The organism is Selenomonas sp. oral taxon 136 (assembly GCF_001554015.1).
Classification (GTDB): Bacteria; Bacillota; Negativicutes; order Selenomonadales; family Selenomonadaceae; genus Centipeda; species Centipeda felix.
Map to the genome: position 1 here is coordinate 2009829 of NZ_CP014239.1, position 14974 is coordinate 2024802.

Annotated in this window: 16 protein-coding genes and 2 pseudogenes; 11 read left to right on the forward strand and 7 right to left on the reverse strand. The window is 57.4% G+C overall.

The window, feature by feature from the left end; translation table 11 throughout:
* Positions 1-128: 128 nt before the first annotated feature.
* From sufC to AXE86_RS09635, 9 genes are all read left to right on the forward strand, one after another.
* Positions 129-887, forward strand: a complete 759-nt coding sequence (sufC, locus tag AXE86_RS09595; RefSeq protein ID WP_061946548.1) for a Fe-S cluster assembly ATPase SufC — start codon at positions 129-131, stop codon at positions 885-887.
* A 6-nt stretch (positions 888-893) separates the two neighbouring features.
* Positions 894-2312 carry a Fe-S cluster assembly protein SufB gene (sufB, locus tag AXE86_RS09600; RefSeq protein WP_061946550.1) on the forward strand — a complete coding sequence of 473 codons (1419 nt, stop codon included), beginning with the start codon at positions 894-896 and terminating at the stop codon, positions 2310-2312.
* Entirely contained in the window at positions 2309-3160 is an 852-nt protein-coding gene (locus tag AXE86_RS09605) for a SufD family Fe-S cluster assembly protein (RefSeq protein ID WP_061946552.1), read from the forward strand. Before sufB ends, AXE86_RS09605 begins: the two co-directional genes overlap by 4 nt.
* Positions 3141-4379, forward strand: coding sequence for a cysteine desulfurase (locus AXE86_RS09610; RefSeq protein ID WP_061946554.1), 1239 nt, complete (start codon positions 3141-3143; stop codon positions 4377-4379). The genes AXE86_RS09605 and AXE86_RS09610 overlap by 20 nt, the downstream gene beginning before the upstream one ends.
* Positions 4369-4815: a Fe-S cluster assembly sulfur transfer protein SufU gene (gene sufU / locus AXE86_RS09615; protein ID WP_061946556.1), complete on the forward strand. Its 447-nt coding sequence runs from the start codon at positions 4369-4371 to the stop codon at positions 4813-4815. The genes AXE86_RS09610 and sufU overlap by 11 nt, the downstream gene beginning before the upstream one ends.
* 215 nt (positions 4816-5030) lie before the next feature.
* Positions 5031-5324, forward strand: coding sequence for a 30S ribosomal protein S6 (gene rpsF, locus AXE86_RS09620; RefSeq protein ID WP_050341109.1), 294 nt, complete (start codon positions 5031-5033; stop codon positions 5322-5324).
* Between the two features lie 65 nt (positions 5325-5389).
* A complete protein-coding gene (locus AXE86_RS09625; protein WP_061946559.1) occupies positions 5390-5839 on the forward strand; it encodes a single-stranded DNA-binding protein in 450 nt (149 codons plus the stop codon).
* A gap of 46 nt (positions 5840-5885) precedes the next feature.
* Positions 5886-6119 carry a 30S ribosomal protein S18 gene (gene rpsR / locus AXE86_RS09630; protein WP_006306231.1) on the forward strand — a complete coding sequence of 78 codons (234 nt, stop codon included), beginning with the start codon at positions 5886-5888 and terminating at the stop codon, positions 6117-6119.
* A 274-nt stretch (positions 6120-6393) separates the two neighbouring features.
* Entirely contained in the window at positions 6394-6711 is a 318-nt protein-coding gene (locus tag AXE86_RS09635; protein WP_061946561.1) for a hypothetical protein, read from the forward strand.
* A gap of 44 nt (positions 6712-6755) precedes the next feature.
* Here AXE86_RS09635 and AXE86_RS09640 read toward each other — a convergent pair whose 3' ends face one another.
* Genes AXE86_RS09640 through AXE86_RS09660 form a run of 5 tightly spaced genes read right to left on the reverse strand, consistent with a single transcriptional unit; the run spans position 6756 to position 11725 of the window.
* Positions 6756-8003 carry a metallophosphoesterase family protein gene (locus AXE86_RS09640; RefSeq protein WP_061946563.1) on the reverse strand — a complete coding sequence of 416 codons (1248 nt, stop codon included), beginning with the start codon at positions 8001-8003 and terminating at the stop codon, positions 6756-6758.
* A complete protein-coding gene (locus AXE86_RS09645; RefSeq protein ID WP_061946565.1) occupies positions 8000-8725 on the reverse strand; it encodes a TVP38/TMEM64 family protein in 726 nt (241 codons plus the stop codon). Before AXE86_RS09645 ends, AXE86_RS09640 begins: the two co-directional genes overlap by 4 nt.
* Before the next feature lie 24 nt (positions 8726-8749).
* The gene (locus AXE86_RS09650) at positions 8750-9097 is read right to left on the reverse strand and encodes a hypothetical protein (RefSeq protein WP_061946567.1); all 348 of its coding nucleotides are present in this window, start codon (positions 9095-9097) and stop codon (positions 8750-8752) included.
* A 29-nt stretch (positions 9098-9126) separates the two neighbouring features.
* Complete coding sequence (locus tag AXE86_RS09655) at positions 9127-9972, reverse strand: peptidoglycan recognition protein family protein (RefSeq protein WP_061946569.1); 846 nt, start codon at positions 9970-9972, stop codon at positions 9127-9129.
* Entirely contained in the window at positions 9962-11725 is a 1764-nt protein-coding gene (locus AXE86_RS09660) for an ABC transporter ATP-binding protein/permease (RefSeq protein ID WP_442983623.1), read from the reverse strand. The genes AXE86_RS09655 and AXE86_RS09660 overlap by 11 nt, the downstream gene beginning before the upstream one ends.
* Before the next feature lie 116 nt (positions 11726-11841).
* On the opposite strand from AXE86_RS09660, the gene AXE86_RS09665 reads away from it, so the two are divergent.
* Both AXE86_RS09665 and AXE86_RS09670 read left to right on the forward strand, forming a co-directional pair.
* Positions 11842-12507, forward strand: a complete 666-nt coding sequence (locus AXE86_RS09665) for a MotA/TolQ/ExbB proton channel family protein (protein WP_061946573.1) — start codon at positions 11842-11844, stop codon at positions 12505-12507.
* Entirely contained in the window at positions 12504-12905 is a 402-nt protein-coding gene (locus AXE86_RS09670; protein WP_061946575.1) for an ExbD/TolR family protein, read from the forward strand. Before AXE86_RS09665 ends, AXE86_RS09670 begins: the two co-directional genes overlap by 4 nt.
* A gap of 57 nt (positions 12906-12962) precedes the next feature.
* On the opposite strand, the pseudogene AXE86_RS09675 reads toward AXE86_RS09670, so the two are convergent.
* Positions 12963-14656, reverse strand: a pseudogene (locus tag AXE86_RS09675) (DUF4127 family protein).
* A gap of 127 nt (positions 14657-14783) precedes the next feature.
* A pseudogene (locus tag AXE86_RS13405) lies at positions 14784-14906 on the reverse strand (secretion protein HlyD); the annotation flags it as partial.
* Positions 14907-14974 lie beyond the last annotated feature (68 nt).

Sequence of the window (14974 nt, forward strand, 5' to 3'; positions counted from 1 at the left end):
AGGCTTTGTTTATCGTTCGTACTGGAAGTTATTGACTTTTTATATGAAAGCACCTACAATGTGAAATGTTAATCCCGAGTATTTTTGTAAGGATTCAATACAGATGTAAACCTAAGGGAGTTTTTATTATGTCAGATACATTGCTGCAGATCACCGATCTTCATGCCGGTGTTGAGGGCAAGGAGATTCTAAAGGGTGTCAACCTCACGGTACGTAAAGGGGAGGTTCATGTTATTCTTGGCCCGAATGGGTCAGGCAAGTCTACGTTGATGAACGTGATGATGGGGCACCCAAAGTATGAGATGACGCATGGGCGTATTGTCTTTGATGGGAAGGATATTTCGGAGCAGCCGTCCTATGAGCGTGCACGTGACGGGCTTTTTCTCGCCTTCCAGACACCGGAGGAGATTCCGGGGATCACGGTCGAGAATATGATCCGTACGGCGCGCCAGATGGCTACAGGTAAGAAGGAGAAGCTGCTCGCCTTCCGCAAGGAACTGAATGCGATGATGGCAGAGCTGAAGATTGATCCGAGCTATGCACAGCGTTATCTGAACGTCGGCTTCTCCGGCGGGGAGAAAAAGCGCAGCGAAGTCCTGCAGCTGCTCATGCTCCAGCCGAAATTGGCCCTCCTCGATGAGACGGACTCCGGGCTCGATGTCGATGCGGTGCAGATCGTCTCTGAGGGCGTTGCAAAGTTCCATACAGCTGAGAATGCCTGTCTGATTATCACGCATAACGCACGCATCCTCGATAAGCTGAAGGTGGATTTTGTCCATGTGCTTGCCAAAGGCGAGATCATTCGTGAGGGCGGCGCAGAGCTCGTGGAACAGATCAATGCGGAAGGCTTTGCCCATATTCTTGCAGAGCACGATAGAGTGGGGTGAGCAGGAATGGGGGATTTTGTACCAAAGAAGAAAACCCAGATCGACGATATTGAGCGCACAATCTACGATATCACGAACGAGGATCGCTCTGCGTATAAGTCTGCGTCGGGACTGACGGAGGAGATCATCCGCGATATTTCTGCACGCAAGCACGATCCCGCATGGATGCTTGATTTTCGCCTGAAATCACTCAAGGTCTACCATGAAACACCGATGCCGGCATGGGGGCCGGATCTGTCGGCGCTGAACATGGATGAGATCGTGACTTATGTTCGCCCCGATGCGAAGATGGTCGGCGACTGGAATGAGGTTCCTGAGGATATCAAGGATACGTTTGACCGTCTGGGGATTCCCGCGGCAGAGAAGTCCTCGCTCGCGGGCGTCGGAGCACAGTACGACTCTGAGGTGGTCTATCACTCGATTCAGGAGTCGCTCGTAAAGCAGGGGGTCGTCTACACGGATATGGAGACGGCACTGCAGGAGTACGGCGATATTGTTCAGCAGTACTTCATGACACTCGTACCGCCGAAGGCGCATAAATTTGCTGCACTGCACGGTGCGGTCTGGTCGGGCGGCTCTTTCGTCTACGTGCCCGAGGGCATTAAGGTGGACATTCCGCTGCAGTCCTATTTCCGTCTCAATGCAGCAGGGGCAGGGCAGTTTGAACATACGCTCATCATCGTGGAGAAGGGCGCCAGCCTGCATTTCATCGAGGGATGTTCTGCGCCAAAGTACAATGTGACGAATCTCCATGCGGGCTGTGTCGAGCTGTTCGTCAAGGAGGGGGCGCGTCTGCGCTACTCGACGATCGAAAACTGGTCGCGCAACATGATGAATCTCAATACGAAGCGCGTGAAGGTGGAGAAGAACGGTGCCGTGGAGTGGGTCTCCGGCTCGTTCGGCTCACACGTCTCGATGCTCTATCCGACGAGTATCCTGCAGGGGGAGAATGCGACCTGTGAGTTCACGGGGATCACCTTTGCCTCGAAGGGGCAGGAACTCGATACGGGAGCGACGGTCATCCTCGATGCGCCCAATACGTCAGCAAATATCAGCACGCGCTCGATCTCAAAGTCGGGCGGTGCCGCGATCTATCGCAGTGGGGTCAAGGTGACACCGCGTGCTGTCGGGGCAAAGTGCTCCGTCAACTGTGAGTCGCTGATGCTCGACTCCGCGTCACGGAGTGACACGCTTCCCGTGATGGATGTTGCCTGCGATACGGTGGACATCGGACATGAGGCAAAGATCGGACGCATCAGTGATGAGGCGATCTTCTATCTGATGAGCCGCGGCATCGACGAGGAGGAGGCGCGCGCGATGATCGTGCGCGGATTCGTTGAGCCGATTGCGAAGGAACTCCCGCTTGAGTATGCGGTTGAGATGAATAATCTGGTCAATATTGAATTGGAAGGGGCGATGGGATGATGGCAGCAGCCAATGGATTCAGCCGCATCCCTATGCCGACATGGCGTTGGCTGGGGGTCAACGACCTGCCTGTGCCCGATGGGCTCACACTGCCTGCTGCACCAATACAGCTCTCCGCAGCGGCAGGAGAATGCGTGCATCATGTGGTGGAGCTGCGTGAAAGCGGTGCACAGGAGATTGAGGTAACGGTTGCCGACGGTGCAGAGCTGTCGCTGACCTATATCCAGCTGGCTCCGACAGATGCGCCTGCCGCTAGCCGGATCCATGCGGCGGTGGGAAAGGGAGGCCGCTTTTCCTGTACCCTCGTCGAGGCGGGCGCACAGCATACCGCCTCGGAACTGCAGGTGACACTCGTAGGCGATCAGGCGTGTACGGATGTATGGGGGCTCTATTTCGGTGATGATGAGCGCAAAATTGATCTCAACTATATCATCCGTCAGGAGGGGCAGCACACGGATGCCAATATGCAGGTGCGCGGCGCGCTTCTCGGGCACTGTGTCAAGAACTTTCGCGGAACGCTTGACTTTATCCAAGGCGCGCGCGGTTCGGTCGGCAAGGAAGATGAGGAAGTAACGATTCTTTCCCCACATGCACGGAACCGCAGTGTCCCGCTGATGCTTTCCCATGAGGGAGATGTAGACGGACACCATGCCGTCAGCATCGGGCGGATGGATGCTGACAAGCTGTTTTATCTGATGAGCAGGGGGCCCGACGAGCGCGCGGCACAGCAGCTCATCGTCGAGGCATCCTTTGCCCCCGTGCTGGAGCGCATCACGGATGAGAAACTGCGTACGGAGATTGGAGACTATTTGGAGAGGAGACTGTTGGGTGGAACGCAAGGTGAATGAGTATCTGCGGGATTTTCCCATCCTGCAGACGAAGATGAACGGCCGTCCCATTGTTTATCTTGACAATGGCGCAACGACACAGAAACCGGAGACGGTCATCCGTGCAGTCGCTGACTACTGTACGTACTGTAATGCGAACCCGCATCGCGGTGCGTATGAGCTCTCGGTCAAGGCGACGGATATCTATGAACGGGCACGCGTGCGCACGCAGCAGTTCATCGGTGCGGCGCGTCCGGAGGAGGTCGTATTCACAAAGAATGCGACGGAGGCACTGAACCTCGTAGCGTACAGCTATGGCCTTGCGAACGTTCGTGAGGGGGATGAGATCGTCATTACGATCTCGGAGCATCACAGCAATATCGTTCCGTGGCAGTTCGTAGCAAAGTCACGCGGTGCTGTGCTGAAGTATATCTATCTGGGCGAGGACGGAAATCTCTCTGAGGCAGATATTGCAGAAAAGATTACGGAGCGAACGAAGATCGTTGCAGTGACGCAGGTATCCAACGTGCTCGGTCTCGTCAACGATGTGCGCGCCGTTGCCGACCGTGCTCATGCGGTCGGTGCGGTCGTCGTTGTCGACGGCTCGCAGAGCGTACCGCACATCAAGGTGGATGTGCAGGCGATGGATGCGGATTTCTTTGCGTTCTCGGGGCATAAGATGCTTTCCCCGATGGGTATCGGCGTCCTTTATGGAAAGTACGATATACTCGATGCGATGCCGCCGTTCCTCTTTGGCGGGGACATGATCGACTATGTCGGCGAGCAGGAGACGACGTTTGCCGAATTGCCGGCAAAGTTCGAGGCGGGGACGCAGAACGTCAGCGGTGCATCAGGACTGATTGCGGCGATCGACTATCTGGACAAGATCGGCTTTGACCGCATCGAGGCGATTGAGCGCGATCTTCTCAGCTATGCACTGCCGCAGCTGCGGGAACTGCCCTTTGTGGAGCTCTATGGATGCGATTCGACCCGTGGAAATAAGACGGGCATCATCACATTCAACGTCAAGGATGTCCATCCGCATGATGTATCGACGATTCTTGACAGCTACGGCGTTGCGATTCGCGCGGGACACCACTGTGCGCAGCCGCTCATGCGCTATCTCGGACAGAACGCTACCTGCCGCGCGAGTTTCTACCTCTACAATACGCATGAGGACATAGATCAGTTTATCGCGGCGCTGAAAAAGGTACGGGGGGTGCTCGGCTATGCCGACTGAAAACGCAGCTCTCGGCGATCTCTATACAGAGGTCATCGGCGAGCACAGCCGCTCGCCCGAGAACAAGGGCGAGCTCGCAGCGGCGACCGTGCGTGAGCGCGGACATAATCCGAGCTGCGGCGATGAGATCACACTCGAACTCCAGATTGAGAACGGCATCATCAAGGATGCCGCATTTACTGGAGTCGGCTGCGCTATCTCACAGGCGAGCACGGACATCATGATCGACCTCATGCGCGGTAAGACCGTGGAGGAGGCACAGCGCCTCGCCCAACTCTTCACGTCGATGATCAAACGCGAGGTGACAGACGATGCCGCATTGGAGGAGCTCGATGAGGCAATCGCGCTCAAGAACATCTCCAACATGCCCGCGCGCGTCAAGTGCGCGGTGCTGGCATGGCATACGCTGGAAGACGTGCTGAAGAAGGATCAGTGAGATTGAAAGAGGACTGTTTTGAAATAATGCGTTCGAAGCGGTCCTCTTTCTGTTGATTGGATTCCTTTACAATAATGCGCATCGAGTACTTGCGGACTGCATAAAAACATGGTATACTATCTCTTGTCGCGTGAGTGCGTATTTCGTGCGCGCTCGCAGAAGAATAACTCTGCCGCTGCAAAACGGCGGCCATAGACCAAAGAGGAGGTGATTTCGTGAGATTGTACGAAGTCATATTTATTGTGAAGCCGATGGAGGAAGATGCGACAAACGCCGTCATCGAGAAGTTCACAAAGCTCATTCAGGCAAACGGCGGTAAGATCGAGAAGGAAGACCGCTGGGGCAAGAAGCGTCTCGCCTATGAGATCAAGGACATGACCGAAGGATACTACGTTCTGCTGTACGTCAATGCAGAGCCTGCCTGTGTTGCTGAGTGCGACCGTGTGATGAAGATCACCGACGATCTGCTCAAGCACATGATCGTCCGCGCAGACGGCATCGAGGAGTAAGGGGCGTACGGAGTCATCCGTACGTTCTGTATGCGTGACGGGATTCATTCAGGAGAGAGAAACCCATGAACAGAGTCATACTGATCGGTCGCCTTGCGCGCGACCCTGAGATTCGCTACACACAGAGCGGCAAAGCATTTTGCCGTTTTACGGTGGCGGTTGACCGCCGCTTCTCGCGTGCAACACAGCAGGAAGGCCAGCAGACGGCTGATTTCATCCCCGTGACATGCTGGGAGAAACTCGCCGAGATCTGCGGCAACAATCTCACCAAGGGACGCCGTATCGGCGTCGAGGGGCGCATCCAGGTGCGCAGCTACGACGGCAGCGACGGACAGCGCAAGTATGCGACGGATGTGGTGGCAGACAATGTGGAGTTCCTTGATTCCAAGAATGCCGGCAGCTCGCAGGGCGGCTATGACGCATCTGCGCCGCGTTCTGCCGCACCCGCTGCGGGCGGCGGAGCTGCACCGGATATGATGGGACCCGTCATTCCCGATGACGACATTCCATTCTGAGCATGAAGATGATCGAAATATCCTGAAATGAGGAGGGACAGCGAACATGATGAAACGAGATCGGGGCCGCAAGCCTCGTCGCAAGGTCTGCTCGTTCTGCGTGGACAAGGTAGACCATATCGACTATAAGGATGCCGCAAAGCTGCGTCGCTTTACGACGGAGCGTGGCAAGATCCTGCCGCGTCGCATTTCCGGCAACTGCGCAAAGCATCAGCGTCAGGTGACGCTTGCCATCAAGCGCGCGCGTAATATTGCGCTTCTTCCGTTTACGGCGGAGTAAACGGATCGCATGACCGCACCTTCGGGTGCGGTTTTTTGTTGGCATCTAAGGAATCCCCGATAAATTTAGCCATGCCATCTTGACGCATCTTTTTCGCCCGCACTTCGGCAAAAAATCCTCCACAGAGCACCACTCTGCGTCCGGTTTTCCACCTCGTTCGGACGAAAAATCTACGCCGATCTGACGGACTTCATTTTATCAGTGATTTCCTAAAGCGTTCTTAACGCGGCTATGTTACTGTATAGGCAGTGCAATAGTAAGAAAGGAGCAACGTATGAAGAACAAGAAGTATGTCGCCGGAGTGCTGGCTCTTGCCCTGGGACTCGGTATTGCGGCAGTACCAAGTGCAGAGGCCGCGCCGACAGTTCAGTCGCTCGATTACATCGACGGAGCGACAAATGAATATAGCTTCCGCATGAAGGAAGAGGATCGTGTCCATGAGCAGAACGTGCGCAAGATCCGCTTTGAGTTCCGTCGGGACGGCGATCAGGAGAAGTATGATCGTGCGATGAAGGAAGAGCAGCGGCGTCACGATCGCGCGGTGAAGCAGATCAAGCGGGACTACGATCAGCGTACGCCCTGGCGGCGCTAAAAAAGACCTTATCCTATGCCATTTGACGTAGGATAAGGCTTTTTTTATTTTTGTTGTTCAACCGTGTCAATCACCGTTCCATCCAGCGCCTCACAGGTGATGCGGAGATGGTGTGCATCCGCCTCCAGATAGAGGTAGTTCGACGGTGCGGGATTCGCGGAGGCGGCGAGGTCGTAGGACTCGGGCGGGACATCGAAGTACTCGTTGCCACCCGGCCCGCCGAGGAGATAGAGCGTTCCCTGTGTGTCCGTCTGCCCTGCGCGGATCTGACGCCGCCGATAGGCGTGGACGTGTCCCGTGACAACGAGGTCGATGCCGCACGCATCGAATGTATCCATAAAGACACGCCCCATGTCACTGATGCCGTGCTGCGTCTCCTGTACGGTCTGATACTCTCCGTAGGCGAGAATATCCTTGTGCATGAGGACGATTTTCCATGGGGCGGAGGATGTCGCTGTATCGCGTTTCAGCCAGGCGAGCTGCTCCTCATTCAGCGCCGCACCGCGTGCGCCGCACTCAAGGAACTGTGTATCGAGGACGATCACGTGCACGGCACCGAGATCGAAGGAATAATAGTGCCCGCGAAATGCCGTGCTGCCGTTTTCGGGCAGGGCAAAGGTCCTGAGATAGCGCAGCGGCAGGGTGTCTGTCCACGCGAGGCTGTAATACTCGTGATTGCCGAGCACGGGGACATGAGGAGCGCGTGCGAGCGGCGATGGATTCCCCTCCATCGCCGTGAAGCAGCTGTCCCAATGCCACGTGGATTCGCCGTTGTCTGTGAGGTCACCGACGAGTGCGGCAAAATCTGCATCGCTGTGACGCCGCCATGCTGCCTGATAGAGGCTGTTCCAGACGCTGTAATCCTCCCCACATTGGCTGTCCGAAAAGAGCAGAGCGTGCACGGGTGTACGGACTGCATGTGGAGCAGATAGGGGAATCCAATCGGATGTCCCTGCCGTATGCGTGACACGGTAGGCACCACCGCCAGCGGGCAGAGGGATCTCTGCGTGGTAGACGAACTGCTCTGTGTCGTCTATGGTGAAATGCGTGTAAGAGGGGACGAATGCCGTGCTATGTCCGTCTCTTCCGCTGCGCAGCTCGACATGTGCGCCGCGCAGGAGAGTGGACGCGTCCCACTGGATCATGCGCGTGCTGCTTGGCTGTGCCGTAATGATCTGGCGCAGGTGGCGGATGCTGTCTGCTGCAGCTGCGGTACGGGATGAAAACAGACCACCGAGCCCCATTGTGAGGATGGACTGAAGGGTGGTCTGAAGAAAGTGGCGTCGTGTCATGATTTTTTCTCTACATCCTGCACGGCGGCCTCTGTGCGCATCATGTGTCGTTCAAAACGAATGGCGGTGTAGATGAGGATGGCCGCACAGATCACGACAATGACCAGACGCGTCTTGTCCTCCTGCTGCATGATGAGGTCATGCCCGATGATTGCCTCGATGCCTGTCGAAGGGAATTTTCCGACGAGAGAGGCGAGGACATAGTCGCGCAAGCGGATCGAGGAGAGGGCACCGACGGCATTCATGATAGCGGAGGGCAGGTATGGCACCATGCGTCCGATGAGCATGATGATGAAGCCCTTGCTGCCGCTGTAGTGATCGACCTTTGCGAGAAAGGGGCTCTTCGCGATCGCCTTTTCTGCCGCATCGCGGAAGTAGAAGCGCATCAGCACGAAGGCGACCGTTACGCCGACGGTCTCTGCGACACAGGACAGAATGATGCCGGGGACAATGCCGAATAGGATGACGTTTGCCGTCGAGAAAATGACGGCGGGCGGAAAGCCAAGTGCATTGGTAAAGAGGGTGAGCAAAAAGGCGAAGAGGACTGCTCCATCGCCGAAGGTGTGAATGTACTCCACCGTCGCCGGAATATCACCGCTGGCAAGCAGCGTGAAGAGTGAGGGGAGGAACTGCGGTGCAATGAGATGGATGATGACAAAGACAAGGATGATGGCGAGTGCCGCACCGAGTTTGAGGATGCCCATACCCTGTGGTCGTTTCATGTGAGTACCTCCTCCTGACGGGGGTCAGTTCATAAACAGCATGGCGAATGCACCGAGAAGCAGGGCGAGACTAAAGCCCTGCATGGCGTTCGCAATGCTCTTTCCGTAGGCGGCAGAAAAATGTGCTGCAATTTTGCGCAGCTCGAAGATGAGGAAGGACAGACAGAAGAAGACGAGAGCCGTGTCGTCCTGTGTCCACCCATAGGCGAAGATCAGTGCCGTGAGGACGATGCCGGTCTGCTCCCCGCGGGAGAAGAGACGCTGCGGCTCTTGTGCCCGCTCGCGCTCGTCGATCTGCGCGCGGGTCAGCGGAATGCCCATCTCGTCCATTTTTTCCTGATCGCGGTCAAACCACCGGTAGTGGAACCCCATGGATCTTCACCTCCATCGTTTTGTTCGGGCTAATTGGATGCGATGCGCCGCTGCGTCGGCAGATTGCCAGGTTTTGGTAGGTCAGGACGCTTGTTTGGACGCAACGACGGCTTCTCAGGCGCAGGCTGTACGGGCGGATTGGGTGCGCTCGGCGTGGGATGTGACGGGCGGCCGTTCTTATTCTGCGCCGCCTCCATACGCGTGCGCATGCGTGCCCGCTGTTGTTCCTGCTCCGCACGCTCCTGCTGCATGATGCGCAGGCGCTCCGTCTGCAGCTCATCCGAGCCGTAGTAGACGCGTGCCTCCTCCACGATCTCCGGCAGCTCTGCATAGAGATAGCGGCCGGGACAGGCTGTCGCGTTAAAGTCGCGGTGCCCCTTTACCGTGACGCCCCAGATGGGATCCAGCTGATAGACGGTGCAGAGGGCGGCGATCAGATGCGCGGCGCTGTGTTTCTGTGCCTCGGTCGGGACAGCGTCCTCGAAATTTCCGACGATGTTGATGCCGACGGTATGCCGATTCTCACCGTAGACATGTGCACCGACGGTGCCCATGGGGCGTCCCTCCTCGATCGTGCCGTCCTTGCGGACGAGAAAGTGGTAGCCGATGCCCGCCCAGCCATTGTGCAGATGCCACTCATGGACGGTCGCGGCGGAGACATCTGCGTTCGTGTTGCCGATGTGATGAATGACGATGCAGTCCGTGACAAAGCGGTTTTCGAGTGCGCCAAAGGAGAGATACGTCGGCTTTATCGTCACGCCCGGAAGGGCGGAGGGAATGTACCATGATGCCTCTGCCGCATCGGGGAAGAAGGGGAAAAGGGCCGCGCCGATGCCGACGAGGGTCATGCGGCGCAGAAAGTCTCTACGGTTCATGTGGAATCTCCCGGGAAATGATTGTGTGGTCGTGGATGCGCAGCTCTGTCTCATGCAGCGCATAGAGGGTCGAGCGATGCCCGACGCTGATGATGCCCGACGCAGGAAGTTCCTGTCGGAGCAGCCCGTACAGGGCGCGTTCGCGTGGCTCGTCGAGGGCGGATGTTGCCTCGTCGAGAAAGATCCAGTCAGGACGGATGAGCAGGATGCGTGCAAAGGCAAGACGCTGCTGCTCACCGAGCGACAGGATACGGCTCCAGTCGTCCGTGTCGGATAGGCGTGGCGCGAGGTGGGGGAGTCCGACCTGCGCGAGCACGTGCGCCATCTCCGTATCAGAGACGGCCGCCGTGCACGGGTAGGAGAGTGCGCGGCGGAGTGTGCCGAGCGGCAGATAGGGATGCTGCGGGAGGAAGAGGCGTGACGAGCCCTCAGGCATCGTCACAGTGCCGCTGCCCGCAAACCAAATCCCTGCGACAGCGCGCAGGAGCGTGCTCTTGCCGACGCCCGACTCCCCCGTAACGAGCACGCGACTGCCCTCTGGCAGGGTCAGTGCGGAGACGGCAAAGAGCTCCGCACCGTGCGGGAGCGCGACGTGCAGATCACTGAGACGCAATGCGTCCTCCGCATCGTCCTCGTGGACGATCATGGGCGGAACGGCAGCGGCCTCGTTGATATGCGCAGTAAAGCCCGACAGTCGCTGGATGACGGCGGACAGCTCGGCGATGGAGCTGTAGGAGTCAACGAAGAAGGACAGCGCATCCTGCACACGGCCGAATGCTGAGATGGTCTGCATCAGACCGCCGAGGGCGATCTCGCCCGCATAGTAGCGCGGTGCCGCCATGATGAGTGGAAAGATGATGGCGAGCTGTCCGTAGCCGTTTACGTAGAAGTTCAGCAGCTTCGTCCGCCGCATCAGCCCCCAGTAGTTTTTAATGACATTGGCAAAGCGTTCCTTGAACCCCTGTTTCTCTGCCATCTCGCCGCGATAGAACGCGATGCTCTCACTGTTCTCCCGCACGCGCATCATGCTGAAACGGAAATCCGCCTCATAGCGCTGCTGATCGAAATTCAGTCGGATGAGTTTTCGCCCGACCAGGTGGACGAGGACACTGCCAACGCACGCATAGAGGAGGGATAGCCAGAACATATAGCCGTAGATGGTGAATGTCTCACTCCCGATGGGGACGGTGAGCGCCCCTGACAGATTCCACAGCACGACGGCGAATGCGCCAAGCGTTGCGAGCTGCTTCAGTGCGCCAGCGAGGAGCGTCAGCATCAGCGTGACGAACTGGTTGATGTCCTCGCTGATGCGCTGGTCGGGGTTGTCTGTATCGCTGCGCAGTACCTGCAGGCGGTAGTAGACCTGCCCGCGCATCCAGCGTGTGAGATACTCCTCCGTCATCCATGTGCGCCAGTGGATCGTCAGCATCTGCCGCAGATAGACGGCATAGACGGCAATGACGATGTAGAAGAAGGCAAGCCCCGTAAACGTGCCGATGAGCGGCCAAAAGGAAGTCCAGTCATACGCCTGGAGTGCATCGTAGAAGTTGCGATACCAGTCGTTGATGCGGACGAGCAGATAGACCATGACGATATTGAGCACGATCACGGATGCAAGCAGTCCGCGTGCTTTCCACTTTTCCGCAGAGCTCCAATATCCCTTGAACAGCTGCCAAAAGCCACGGATGATGGGCAGTTTCACGCCGTATCCTCCTTTTTTGAACGAACGATACTTATTATAGTATTTTTTCATCAGAACCGCAAGGGAGCGCATCGGGAAATGAAAGATGCTATCATTGACGAACACATCAATATATAGTAGAATATAGCCGTATCAACTATATGGGTATCGAGCGGAAAGGACTTGCCATGGATTCTATCGCGCAGGGCATCACTTTTTTTAAGCAGGGCGGTATCGTCATGTATTTCTTGGCGATTGCGTCCATTTTTGTTGTCTTTATTGGGATTGAACGCGCCTTTTACTTTGCGCGCGCGGATGCAGGACGTGCGTTTGCACACGCCTTCATGCTCCATATTGCCAATGCTCGCTATGCGGAGGCACTTGCCCTTGCGCGCGACCAACGCGGCGCGATTGCCGACATTCTGTTCAGTGCGATCACCAAGAACAGCAGTCGCGCCGATCGGATGAGTGCCTACATGGAGATCCAGTCCGGCATTGCCCTCTCCAAGATGCGGCGGCGCATCTACTACCTGAGCGTGATCGTGACGATGGCGCCGCTCCTCGGCCTCCTAGGGACGATCAGCGGCATGATTACGACGTTCAGCGTGTTCAACATCCAGGCGGGCGAGCCGGCGGCGATCACGGGCGGCATCGGTGAGGCACTGATTGCGACGGCGATGGGACTCTGCGTTGCTCTCGTTGCCCTGATGGTGCATGCGTATTTCTCCCAGCGGATCGAGAACATCGTCACGGATATGGAGATGTGCTTTTCTGCTGCTGAGAGCAGCCGTCTCGCTCTCGCCGACGCTGCCGGCGTCGCAGCAGACGATCCGGCGGAGGGGGCGGCACAATGAGACTGCGTGACCGCAGGGCATTCGGAAAGCCGGAGGTCGTCATCATTCCGATGATCGATATCATGTTCTTCCTGCTCGTCTTCTTCATCATGAGTACACTCTACATGGTCAACGTCAAGACCGTGGACGTCAATCTCCCCAAGGCGCAGTCGGCACAGACCCAGCTGAACGTGACCTATCTCGTCACGGTGCGCAAGGATGGCTCGCTCTGGCTCGAGGATCAGCCGATTGATGCGGATACCCTCGTGCAGCAGGCACGCATGGAGTCACAAAAAAATCCGCGCTTTGCCGTCGTTGTGCGTGCAGATGGGGATATGAACTACAGCGGCGTCATGGAGCTGCTGGATCGCTTCCGCCAAGCGGGGATTACGCGCTTTGGACTAGCAGCGGCGCAGTAAGAGAATATGAACAGGGGCTGCTCTGTACGATTTCGCTTCGTGCAGCAGCCCCTATCTTTATGGCATCTTTCGTTCCACCACGGGCGCAGCCTCCAGTCGCACCTCGAACGTGCGCGGCCACGGGTAGTACGCGGTGATATTGCTCCGCACGACCCGCAGCATCATGCCGTTTTGGATCACGGGCATGCGGAATGCGGCGGTTGATTCATAGCTCCTCATGCACCGGCTCAGATCGTTCATCAGGAGATCGTTCGCCCAGCGCCAGTTTCGCGTAAGATCGAGATCGGCACTGTTCGCATAGCCCGCACGGCGGAGCGCGTCGTTCACGCGGTCAATCGTCTCCTTGAGGTAGAACTCGTCCTCTGCCATGCGCCCTGTGAGAAAGGCGAGATTTGCAGCGGCGGCGCGTTCCCGCTCCTCTGCTGTCGCGGCATTTTTCATGGCGCAGTGGTAGAGAACGGCCTCCGCGACTGCCGTACCGATGGCGTTGCTCGCCGTATTCCACCCCGCGTATGCTGTCAGGGCATTCACGGGGACATTTTTTTCGGTCAGAATGGGGAGCAGTGTCTCCTCCGCACGAAAATGGCGCGATAGATCGACGAGTGCGACGGATTTTTCTGCGGAAAGCAGCCGATGGATCGCGGCGGCAGAGGGTGTGCGTGTGCCAAGCGTATCCGCGTCATTGTCGCCCGCCGCGATGAAGAGGGTCAGGTCGCTGTCCGCGTCATCCGCCGCAAGCGTGCCGCCGAGCATGGTGATCTTCTCCCGCGCTGTCACATCGTTCGAGACCGCCATAAAGGGAAAGACGGTATCTGCCATATTGTCACGCGCATAGCGGAGTGAAATGCGTGGAGGAGTGCCGCCACGCGCACGCAGGTCATCGACGGCCATCCGCGCGAGCATCGAGAGCGCAATCTCATCCGCTCCGTGCACAATCATCGCCCGCTCCGGAGCGATGTTTTTTTGTGCCAGCAGGGCGGCGAGCTCCGCCTTTTTCAGATTGCCGACGGAGAACTCCTCGCCGTCGTCCTGCCCGAGCATAAGGCGTGTGAGCGTGCCCTCCTCGGTGAGCGTAATGAGCATGGCGGCGAGCGCCGTACTCTCATCGAAGTGCGCAAGATACTTTTGCAGATCCGCATCGGGGATCTTGGCGCGCAGACGTGCCATTTCCTCCGCATCGACCGACAGCCCTGCGCCCGCGCGCCCTAGGAGACGGGCATAGGCGAGGAGCGCGCGCCGCTCGCGCCAGCCTTCGATGCCGTCCTGCGGGATCGCGCGCGGCAGAATATAGAACGCGTGCAGGGGGACATCGGGATGCGCTGCGTGTAGGTCACGGAGATACGCGGTGAGCGCGTCGATGTCCTCCGCCGAGATATGCGCCTCGCGTGCGGCGAGCAGACCACCCGAGAGCAGCTGATCGACCGAGAGAATGGCGGCATCCGCCTCATGGATATGCGCAGCCACCCAGCTTCGCATCGCTGCCGTGTCGCCTGCCATGGAGTAGTAGTCCATCAGCTCGGATGGGGGGGCATGACCTCCCGTCCGATGATTTTGCCGCCGTTTATCACAAAGGCTCCGCACGGCGGGCGCGAGTCGAGCGGAACAAGCAGAATGGGGCGCCGCACCGCAGCATCCTCCATAGCGATGGAGAGCGGCCGCCACTGTCCCGCGTATGTGGGGTGGAAGACAAAATGAAAAAGGAGGAGAGTGAGTGCGAGAAAAGCGGTGACCATCCCGAAACTTTGCTTCATGCAGAATCTCCCTTCGTTTGCTTCATCAGAAGTATTTTACTGGATACCACCCTGTTCTGCAATCCGTTGATTGCTGTAGAAGCAAAAAGCCGCCCGAAAAGGTGCAGGGGAAATGGGACAAATGTATGGGAAGCACTGATAAATTCGGCACGACCATCTTGACGCATCTTTTTCGCCCGCTTATCGTTAGCAAATCCTCCACATAGCCTCTGCTATGCGTCCGGTTTGCTGCCTCAATCGGACAAAAAATCTACGCCAATCTGGCATACCTCATTTTATCAGCGATTCCTATGCACTGCGACCGCTAGGGCATAGCAG